This is a genomic window from Pseudomonas sp. 05T35 (genome assembly GCF_056396605.1).
In genome coordinates this window covers 1-9,573 of the sequence record NZ_JBFTLU010000220.1, presented here as the reverse complement: position 1 = coordinate 9,573, position 9,573 = coordinate 1, and the positions used below count along the sequence as shown (strand labels likewise).

Annotated in this window: 10 protein-coding genes; all 10 read right to left on the bottom strand. The window is 57.9% G+C overall.

Translation table 11 applies throughout. From position 1 onward, the window contains the following. On the bottom strand, positions 1-276 hold a 276-nt coding region (locus AC1DH9_RS17415; protein ID WP_477808489.1), incomplete at its 3' end, for a PHP domain-containing protein. Between the two features lie 76 nt (positions 277-352). Beyond that, on the bottom strand, positions 353-979 hold the full coding sequence (gene rnhB, locus AC1DH9_RS17410) for a ribonuclease HII (protein WP_427547204.1): 627 nt from the start codon (positions 977-979) through the stop codon (positions 353-355). Between the two features lie 11 nt (positions 980-990). Next, positions 991-2,124: a lipid-A-disaccharide synthase gene (lpxB, locus tag AC1DH9_RS17405; protein WP_427547203.1), complete on the bottom strand. Its 1,134-nt coding sequence runs from the start codon at positions 2,122-2,124 to the stop codon at positions 991-993. Between the two features lie 2 nt (positions 2,125-2,126). Continuing rightward, on the bottom strand, positions 2,127-2,903 hold the full coding sequence (gene lpxA / locus AC1DH9_RS17400; RefSeq protein WP_477808488.1) for an acyl-ACP--UDP-N-acetylglucosamine O-acyltransferase: 777 nt from the start codon (positions 2,901-2,903) through the stop codon (positions 2,127-2,129). Continuing rightward, a complete protein-coding gene (gene fabZ, locus AC1DH9_RS17395) occupies positions 2,900-3,340 on the bottom strand; it encodes a 3-hydroxyacyl-ACP dehydratase FabZ (RefSeq protein ID WP_007978374.1) in 441 nt (146 codons plus the stop codon). Before fabZ ends, lpxA begins: the two co-directional genes overlap by 4 nt. Before the next feature lie 108 nt (positions 3,341-3,448). Beyond that, a complete protein-coding gene (gene lpxD, locus AC1DH9_RS17390; protein ID WP_427547197.1) occupies positions 3,449-4,504 on the bottom strand; it encodes a UDP-3-O-(3-hydroxymyristoyl)glucosamine N-acyltransferase in 1,056 nt (351 codons plus the stop codon). 3 nt (positions 4,505-4,507) lie between these two features. Continuing rightward, positions 4,508-5,011: an OmpH/Skp family outer membrane protein gene (locus AC1DH9_RS17385; RefSeq protein ID WP_427534602.1), complete on the bottom strand. Its 504-nt coding sequence runs from the start codon at positions 5,009-5,011 to the stop codon at positions 4,508-4,510. Positions 5,012-5,056: 45 nt separating this feature from the next. Further along, entirely contained in the window at positions 5,057-7,129 is a 2,073-nt protein-coding gene (bamA, locus tag AC1DH9_RS17380) for an outer membrane protein assembly factor BamA (protein ID WP_477808487.1), read from the bottom strand. 74 nt (positions 7,130-7,203) lie between these two features. After that, the gene (gene rseP / locus AC1DH9_RS17375; RefSeq protein ID WP_429539318.1) at positions 7,204-8,556 is read right to left on the bottom strand and encodes a sigma E protease regulator RseP; all 1,353 of its coding nucleotides are present in this window, start codon (positions 8,554-8,556) and stop codon (positions 7,204-7,206) included. Between the two features lie 54 nt (positions 8,557-8,610). Then, positions 8,611-9,573 (bottom strand): 1-deoxy-D-xylulose-5-phosphate reductoisomerase (gene dxr / locus AC1DH9_RS17370; RefSeq protein ID WP_477808486.1); only part of this gene is annotated, 963 nt, incomplete at its 5' end.

Sequence of the window (9,573 nt, the reverse complement as noted above, 5' to 3'; positions counted from 1 at the left end):
GCCAACGGCGTTCATCGCCAGGAAGCTGATCCGGCTCAGCGGATTGTCAGGGTCCTTGTTCGATAGCCACAGGTCGGCGCCACAGATCGGCTTGATCCCGGCGCCCATGGCGTTTTTGTAGAACTTGACCAGGGAACACATGTTGTTCTGGTCGGTGACCGCCACGGCAGGCATGTTCATGCCGACCAGGGTCTTGACCAGCGGTTTGATCCGCACCAGACCGTCGACCAGGGAGTATTCAGTGTGCAGGCGTAGGTGAACGAATGAAGCCGGCATAGTGATCCTGTCTGAAAACATGAAGACAACAAGGCCCGGATTGTACCGGGCCTTGGCAAAAACATCAGCCTTGAGACTAGCTCTCGATCAAACCCTCGCGGGCCTCATAAGCAAGGCGCACCGGCGCGAACGAACGCCGGTGAATCGGTGTCGGCCCCAGTCGGGCCAAGGCCTCCAGATGGACGGGCGTCGGGTAGCCTTTGTGGCCGCCGATGCCGTAACCCGGGTAAATCAATTCGAATGCCGCCATTTCGCGATCACGGCTGACTTTCGCCAGAATCGATGCCGCTGCGATGGCCGGGACCTTGCTATCGCCTTTGACCACGGCTTCAGCCGGCATGGCCAGTTTCGGACAGCGGTTGCCGTCGATCATCGCCAGTTTCGGCGTGATGTGCAGGCCTTCGACGGCACGCTGCATGGCCAGCATGGTAGCGTGCAGAATATTCAGTTCGTCGATTTCTTCGACTTCGGCACGTGCAATGCACCAGCTCAGGGCTTTCTCGCGGATTTCGTCGTAGAGCTTTTCACGGCGCGCTTCGGTGAGCTTCTTCGAGTCATTGAGCCCGAGGATCGGCCGGCTCGGATCGAGGATCACCGCCGCCGTCACCACTGCGCCGCAGAGCGGGCCGCGACCGACCTCATCGACACCGGCGACCAGGTCTTCGGCGTCTGCGACGAGGGTAAAATCCAGGCCCATTTGCATCTTTACGTTACTCATTGAGATTTGCCGATCAGATTGAGGACGGCATCTGCGGCCTGATTCGAGGCGTCGCGACGCAAGGTCCGATGAATCTGGTCAAAACCGGTGGTTTGCTCTTCACCGCCATCGATCAATGGCGACAGCGTCAGCGCCAATGCCTCGGGGGTCGCATCGTCTTGCAGCAACTCGGGCACCAGCAGACGCTGAGCCAGCAAATTCGGCAAGGAGATGTAAGGGCTTTTCACCATGCGCTTGAGGATCCAGAACGTCAGCGGCGCCAAGCGGTAAGCCACGACCATCGGCCGCTTGTACAACAGGGCTTCCAGGGTTGCGGTTCCCGAAGCAATCAGCACCGCGTCGCAAGCGGCCAGCGCCTGATGGGAGCGGCCATCGAGCAAGGTCACCGGTAAATCACGGCCAGCCAACAGCTCTTCGAGCTGCACGCGGCGTTCAGGGCTGGCGCACGGCATGACGAACCGCACACCGGGACGCATGGCCCGCAAACGCTCGGCGGTGTCGAGGAACAAGGCACCCAGGCGCCCAACCTCCCCGCCCCGGCTGCCCGGCATCAGCGCAACCAGCGGGTCGTCTTCTGGTAATCCCAGTTCGGCGCGCGCAGCCGAGCGGTCAGCCTCAAGGGGAATCGCATCGGCCAGCGAGTGGCCGACAAATCTCACCGGCACGCCTTTCTCTTCGTAGAATCTGGCTTCAAACGGGAACAGCGTGAGCATCAGATCGCAGCCTTCGCGAATCTTCAGCACGCGCTTTTGACGCCATGCCCAAACCGATGGACTGACGTAATGCACGGTCTTGATTCCGGCCTGACGCAGCTTAAGTTCGATGTTAAGGGTGAAATCCGGAGCGTCGATGCCGATGAAAACATCCGGCTTTTCGGCGATGAGGGTCGCGATCAGTTTTTTGCGGCGAGCCAACAGCTCACGCAAGCGGCCGAGCACCTCGACCAGGCCCATGACCGCCAGACGCTCCATCGGGAAGTAAGAGGTCAGGCCTTCAGCCTGCATCAGCGGTCCGCCGACACCGATGAACTCAATCGCAGGATGCTGTGCCTTGAGCGCACGCATCAGACCCGCACCCAGAATATCGCCGGAGGCTTCGCCCGCCACCAGTGCAATACGCAGACTGGCCATGATTAACGGGTGATGCCGCGAGTCGAAGACTGAATGGAGTCACGGAATATCGCAACTTCCGGGAACTCTTCCGACGGCTCGGCCAACTCGACAAGCGCTTGTTCGACTGTCAAACCCTGGCGATAAACCACTTTGTAGGCGCGGCGTAATGCGTGGATCGCCTCTTCGCTGAAACCACGGCGACGCATGCCTTCGAAGTTCATGCTACGGGCTTCGGCAGGGTTGCCGAACACCGTGACATAGGCTGGAACGTCCTTGCCAATGGCGGTGCCCATACCAGAAAAGCTGTGGGCGCCAATATGGCAATACTGATGAACCAGGGTAAAGCCGGACAGGATCGCCCAGTCATCGACGTGCACATGACCGGCCAACGCGGTGTTGTTGACCAGGATGCAGTTATTGCCGATAACGCTGTCATGGCCAATATGGGCATAAGCCATGATCAGGTTGTGGTCGCCCAAGGTCGTTTCGGAGCGATCCTGAACAGTGCYACGGTGAATGGTCACGCCTTCACGGATGACATTGTGGTCACCGATCACCAGACGGGTTTCTTCACCCTTGTACTTCAAATCGGGCGTGTCCTCACCTACCGAGGAAAACTGGTAAATGCGGTTGTGCTTACCGATACGTGTCGGCCCTTTGAGAATCACGTGCGGGCCGATCACTGTTCCCTCGCCGATTTCCACACCTGCGCCGACGATCGACCACGGGCCGACCTCGACGTCGTCGGCCAGAATGGCCGTCGGATCGATGATTGCGCGAGGGTCAATCAAACTCATAGTTTGCGTTCCGCACAGATGATTTCAGCAGAGCAGACTGGCTTGCCATCGACCGAAGCCTGGCATTCGAACTTCCAGATCTGACGCTTGCAGCTGATGAACTTCGCTTCAAGAATCAACTGATCACCCGGCAGAACCGGCTGGCGGAAACGCAGCTTGTCGGAGCCGACGAAGTAGTAAAGCGTGCCATCGGCAGGCTTGACGTCGAGCATTTTGAAACCAAGGATCCCGGCAGCCTGAGCCATCGCTTCGATGATCAGTACGCCCGGCATGATTGGATGCGCCGGGAAGTGACCATTGAAGAACGGCTCGTTGATGCTGACATTCTTGTAGGCGCGAATGCGCTTGCCCTCAACATCCAGCTCCACTACCCGGTCCACCAACAGGAACGGGTAACGGTGAGGCAGGTATTCGCGAATCTCGTTGATGTCCATCATTTCGGGGGGAAGCCTATGTAAAGATTGGGAGCGCGCGACTGACGCACACTCCTCTAGCAAATCAAGGAGGCAGTCTAACGGCTGTGCACACTTGATATGGAAATGGTATCAGCCATCTGATGAAGCATTGCTGTCAGGGGTCACGTCCCCAACACGCTTTTCCAGCTGTCGCAGGCGTCGCGCGATATCATCGAGCTGACGGATACGTGCCGCGCTTTTGCGCCACTCGGCAGCCGGTTGCATAGCTGTCCCGGAGGAATAGGAACCCGGCTCGGTAATCGAGTGAGTCACCATGGTCATCCCGGTCAGGAATACGTTGTCGCAAATATCAATGTGTCCGACCAGCCCCACACCACCCGCCAGCATGCAGTGCTTGCCGATTTTGGTGCTGCCGGAAATCCCCACGCACGCCGCCATGGCCGTGTGATCACCGACTTGCACGTTGTGGGCGATCTGAATCTGGTTATCGAGCTTCACGCCATTGCCGATGATGGTGTCGGCCAGCGCACCGCGGTCGATGGCGGTATTCACGCCAATCTCCACATCGTCACCGATCAATACCCCACCCACCTGGGCGATCTTCTGCCAGATGCCTTTTTCGTTGGCAAAACCAAAGCCTTCACCACCGAGCACGGCACCGGACTGAATCACCACGCGCTTGCCGATGCGTACGTCGTGGTACAGCGTCACACGCGGGGCCAACCAACCGCCCTCACCGATCTCGCTGCGCGCACCGATGAAGCAGTGGGCACCGACCGTCACACCTGCAGCAATTCGCGCAGCGCTTTCGATCACGGCAAACGCGCCAATGCTCGCAGCCGGATCAACCACTGCGTCCACTGCCACCACCGCTGTCGGATGGATACCGGCAGCAGCCTTGGGCTTGGGATCGAACAGATGGGAGACCCGGGCATACGCCGCATAGGGATCAGGCACAACCAGCGCATCACCGGCAAAACTTTCTGCGTCAGCGGCCTTCAGCAACACAGCTGCGGCCTGGCTGTCGGCCAGATATTTACGGTATTGGGGGTTTGCCAGAAAGCTCAACTGAGCTGGGCCAGCCTCCTGCAAGGTGGCCAGCCCAGTGATTTCTTTCTCCGCGGAGCCACGGAGAGTGGCCCCGAGGAACTCGGCCAATTGGCCGAGCTTTATAGTCGCTGTCATGGATTACTTCAGCTGATTCATGCGCTCGATAACCTGGCGAGTGATGTCGTACTGAGGCTTGACATCAATCACTGCGCCACGCTCGAAGACCAGGTCAAAAGCACCTTTCTTGATGACTTCTTCCACAGCGCTGTCCAGTTTCGGCTTGAGCTGCTTCAGCATTTCACGGTCAGCAACGGCTTTGGCTTCGTTCAGCTCTTTGGACTGGAACTGGAAGTCACGGGCCTTTTGCTTGAATTCAAGTTCAAGACGCTCACGCTCGCCCTGGGCCATCTTGTCKCCACCGCTTACCAGACGATCCTGAATGCCTTTGGCACTGCTTTCCAGGGCTTTGAGCTTGGTCAGCTGCGGACCAAACTTCTTCTCGGCATCCACGGCGTACTTCTTCGCCGCGTCAGACTCCAGCAGGGCCATCTGATAGTTCAGTACCGCGATTTTCATTTCGGCAAATGCCGGGGTTGCTACCAGGACAGTTGCCAGGAGAACCAATTGAGTCAACTTACGCACGATGCACTCCTACAAAATCCATTGTCGTTATCTTGGATCAGGCTATTAGAAAGTCTGACCGAGGGAGAATTGGAACACCTGAGTCTCCGCATTGCTGTCCGGCTTCTTGACCGGCATTGCCAAGGCAAAGCTCAACGGACCAAGGGCGGTAACCCATGTCACACCTACACCCACCGAACTGGCCATATTGCTCAGGCTGACTTCGTTGCACTGTGTTTTGGACTTCGAACCATCGGCGTTAGTGCTCTGCGTGCAACTCGAGTCGAACACGTTACCCACGTCCCAGAATACCGATGTACGCAAGGAACGCTGATCCTTCACGAACGGCAGAGGGAACAGAACCTCTACACCACCCTGGATCAGGACGTTACCACCAAACGGCAGCGGGTCCTGGTCTGGGTCGACGGAAGTTCCCGGGTTAACGCCTCGGCTCGGTGTACTGCGAGGCCCCAGCGTGCTGTCCTTGAAGCCGCGAACCGAGTTGAAACCACCCGCGTAGTAGTTCTCGTAGAACGGCAGGCCATTGGTCGAACCATAACCGTCACCATAGCCCAGCTCTGTATGCAGACGCATGGTGTAGTTCTCGGACAATGGCTGGAACAGTTGGCCACGGTAATCCAGTTTAAAGAAAGACAGGTCGCTACCCGGTGTCGTCGCTTCCATCGTCAAACTCTGGGAATGACCACGAGTCGCCAGCACGCCTTTGTTCAGTGTCGACTCGGACCAGCCGGCCGAAGCCTTGAAGTTCAGGAACTGGTCGCCTTCACGGTTAACGAAGTCAAAAATCTCGTCAACGGTGTACTGGCCAGTCTTGATCTTGTCTTGCTGCGCCGTCAGACCGAAGGTCAGACGCGAAGTTTCGCTGATCGGATATCCGACGTTGACGCCAGCGCCCAAGCTGTCCACCGCATAGCTGGCTACGTTGACATCAAGGTTTTTGTAGTCTGTGGTGCGATAGAAAGCGTTGTAACCCAGGCTCACGCCATCGGCAGTCCAGTACGGGTCAACGTAGCCGAAGTTATAACGGCTCTGGTATTGGCTACGGGTCAAACCGATGCTGACCTTGTTACCGGTACCCAGGAAGTTGTTCTGGGTAATCGAACCACCCAGGATCAAACCGGCGCTCTGAGCAAAACCAACGCTGGCGGTAATCGAACCGGAAGGTTGCTCTTCAACGGCGTAGTTCACGTCTACCTGGTCATCGACACCCGGTACAGCCGGAGTCTCGACGTTGACCTCCTTGAAGAAGCCCAGACGTTCCAGACGGGTCTTGGACTGGTCGATCAGGTAGGTCGAAGCCCAGCCACCTTCCATCTGGCGCATTTCACGACGGAGCACTTCGTCTTCCGACTTGGTGTTGCCGCGGAAGTTGATGCGGTTTACGTATGCACGCTTGCCCGGATCGACCACAAAGGTGATATCAACGGTGTGATCGTCGTCATGCGGCGTCGGTACGCCGTTGACGTTGGCGAAGGTGTAGCCCTCGTTACCCAGGCGACGGGTGATCAACTCGGAAGTCGTGGTCATCAGCTTACGCGAGAACACCTGGCCTTTTTGCACCAGCAGCAGCGCCTTGACCTGGTCTTCCGGGACCTTCAGGTCACCGCTGAGCTTCACGTCACGAACGTTGTACTTCTGACCTTCGTTGATATTGACGGTGATATAGACGTGCTTTTTGTCCGGGGTGATCGACACCTGGGTCGAAGCGATATCCATGTTGATATAGCCACGGTCCAGGTAGTAGGAACGCAGGCGCTCCAGGTCACCGGAAAGCTTTTCACGAGCGTACTTGTCATCGTTCTTGAAGAACGACAACCAGTTGCTGGTCTTGAGTTCAAACAGGTCGATCAGGTCTTCATCAGGGAAAACCGTGTTACCCACCACGTTGATGTGCTGGATAGCCGCGACAGTGCCTGTTTTGAACAGCGCACGAGTGGATTCCACCAGGCGACGATCATCCGCCTGTTCACCGACGTTCAACGGCAAGGCACCAAAGACGCTACCCGCGGATACCCGCTGGAGGCCATTGATGCGAATATCGGAGATAGTGAAGGACTCGGCGTGAACTTCGGCGATCATCAATACGGTGAGAACCGCAGTTAGCAGCAGACGTTTCATGAAGTCCTTTCTTATTCCAACTGGCAATAAACAAACTGCCGCAAAATGCGGCAGATTCGCAATTCAGCGAAGCGTTACAGTCGACCCAGATCGTTGACCAGAGCAAGCAACATCACCCCGATCACCAAACTGATACCGATCTGTATCCCCCAACTCTGCACCCGATCCGACAAGGGACGACCACGCGCCCACTCGATCAGATAAAACAACAGATGCCCCCCATCCAGTACAGGAATGGGCAGCAAATTCAGAACGCCCAGGCTAATACTCAGATAAGCCAGGAAATTCAGGAAATCAGCGACGCCCGACTGGGCAGAAGCGCCCGCCACTTTAGCAATGGTTATCGGTCCACTCAAGTTTTTTACCGAGAGCTCACCGAACAACATTTTCTTTAGTGAATCAAGGGTCAGCACACTCATGGTCCAGGTGCGTCGAGCACCTTCGCCAATCGCGGCCACGGGACCGTAGCTGACCTCGCGAATCATGGCTGGTGGCCAATCGACAGCCTTCACCCCTGCCCCCAGATAACCACTGGCCACTTTCGCCTTGTCGCGAGTTGCCAAGGTAACCGGGACGTCGATTTGAGCACCGTCACGCTCGATATGCAGCACAATTTTGGTATCAGGACGCACACGCACCCAATCGACCACCTGCTGCCAATCGGTCAGCGCCTGGCCATCGAGCGCCAGCAGACGGTCGCCGGTCTTCAGGCCAGCAGCCTGCGCCGGGCCTTTAGGGTCCAGCTCGGCCAACACGGGCGGCAATGCCGGACGCCAAGGACGAATACCCAGCGAACGAATCGGGTCCGGCTCATCAGCCCCCTTGAGCCAGTGATCCAGGACCAGTTCGCGCGGCGAATCGGCGGTAGAGCCCTGTTCGCGCACCAGCAATTGCAACGAACCACTTTCACCAAGACGCCGGACCAATTGCAGATTCACCGCTGCCCAACCCGAAGTCGGCTCACCATCGATGGCGACGATTTCCTGCCCCGGATTCAAGCCGGCCTTGGCGGCCATGCTGCCGGCTTCAACGGCTCCGATGACAGGACGCACCTGCTCGGTGCCAAGCATCGCCAGCACCCAGAAAAACGCCAGCGCCAACAAAAAGTTGGCAATAGGTCCGGCAGCAACGATGGCGATGCGCTGACGAACGGTTTTGCGATTGAAAGCCTGATCAAGCTGATCGGCCGGCACTTCGCCCTCACGCTCATCGAGCATCTTCACGTAACCACCCAAAGGGATGGCAGCGATCACGAACTCGGTGCCGCGCCGGTCATGCCAGCGCAGCAATGGCAGGCCGAAGCCCACGGAGAAACGCAGAACCTTGACGCCACAGCGACGCGCGACCCAGAAATGGCCAAATTCATGGAAGGTGACCAGCACGCCCAAAGCCACCAGGGTGCCGACAATCATATAGAGCGCGCTCATCTACTTTCTCCGCAATCCTATTCAGTGCTGCCGTGGGCAAACCCGCTGCAACACCTATCGCCCGTGACGACTCAACCAACGCTCGGCCAGGACACGCGCTTTCGCGTCCGCAGTGAAAACCGCATCGAGATCATCGACCGAAACCACAGGTTCGAGGTTTAACACCTCTTCGATGATACTCGCGATCTCCAGGTAACGGACACGTCCATCGAGAAAGGCTGCAACAGCCACCTCATTCGCGGCGTTCAACATGGCCGGAGCACTGTTCCCGGCCTCTGCCGCCTGCCGTGCCAGACGCAAGCACGGGAAACGCGCTTCGTCGGGCGCCTGGAAGTCCAGACGCGCGATTGCAAACAGATCCAGCGGCGCAACCCCGGAGTCGATGCGCTCGGGCCATGCCAGTGCATTGGCGATCGGCGTGCGCATATCCGGATTGCCCAACTGCGCCAATACTGAACCATCGACGTAGTCGACCAGCGAATGAATCACGCTTTGCGGATGAATCACCACCTCAACCTGAGACGGCTTGGCATCAAATAGCCAACAGGCCTCGATCAGCTCCAGGCCCTTGTTCATCATGCTGGCCGAATCGACCGAAATCTTGCGCCCCATCGACCAATTGGGATGGGCACATGCCTGCTCTGGCGTAACATGCGCCAACTCAGCCATGGAAGTCTGCCGGAACGGACCGCCAGAGGCTGTCAGTAAAATCCGGCGAACACCTACAGCGCCGAGCCCGCGGGAAAAATCGGCAGGCATGCACTGAAAGATCGCATTGTGCTCGCTGTCGATCGGCAACAGCACCGACCCACTCTTGTGCACAGCCTGCATGAACAGAGCGCCGGACATCACCAGCGCTTCCTTGTTGGCCAGAAGAATCTTCTTGCCTGCCTCGACCGCCGCCAGCGTCGGGCGCAATCCCGCCGCACCGACAATCGCCGCCATCACCGCATCGACTTCAGTGTCGGAAGCGACCTGACACAGGCCCTCCTCCCCCACCAGCACGCGCGTAGAAAG

What these genes read in the sequence shown, in the direction of transcription:
- rnhB (WP_427547204.1), bottom strand. Translation starts at nt 979, where the DNA reads ATGCAAATGGGCCTGGATTTTACCCTCGTCGCAGACGCCGAAGACCTG.
- lpxB (WP_427547203.1), bottom strand. Translation starts at nt 2,124, where the DNA reads ATGGCCAGTCTGCGTATTGCACTGGTGGCGGGCGAAGCCTCCGGCGAT.
- fabZ (WP_007978374.1), bottom strand. Translation starts at nt 3,340, where the DNA reads ATGATGGACATCAACGAGATTCGCGAATACCTGCCTCACCGTTACCCG.
- lpxD (WP_427547197.1), bottom strand. Translation starts at nt 4,504, where the DNA reads ATGACAGCGACTATAAAGCTCGGCCAATTGGCCGAGTTCCTCGGGGCC.
- bamA (WP_477808487.1), bottom strand. Translation starts at nt 7,129, where the DNA reads ATGAAACGTCTGCTGCTAACTGCGGTTCTCACCGTATTGATGATCGCC.
- rseP (WP_429539318.1), bottom strand. Translation starts at nt 8,556, where the DNA reads ATGAGCGCGCTCTATATGATTGTCGGCACCCTGGTGGCTTTGGGCGTG.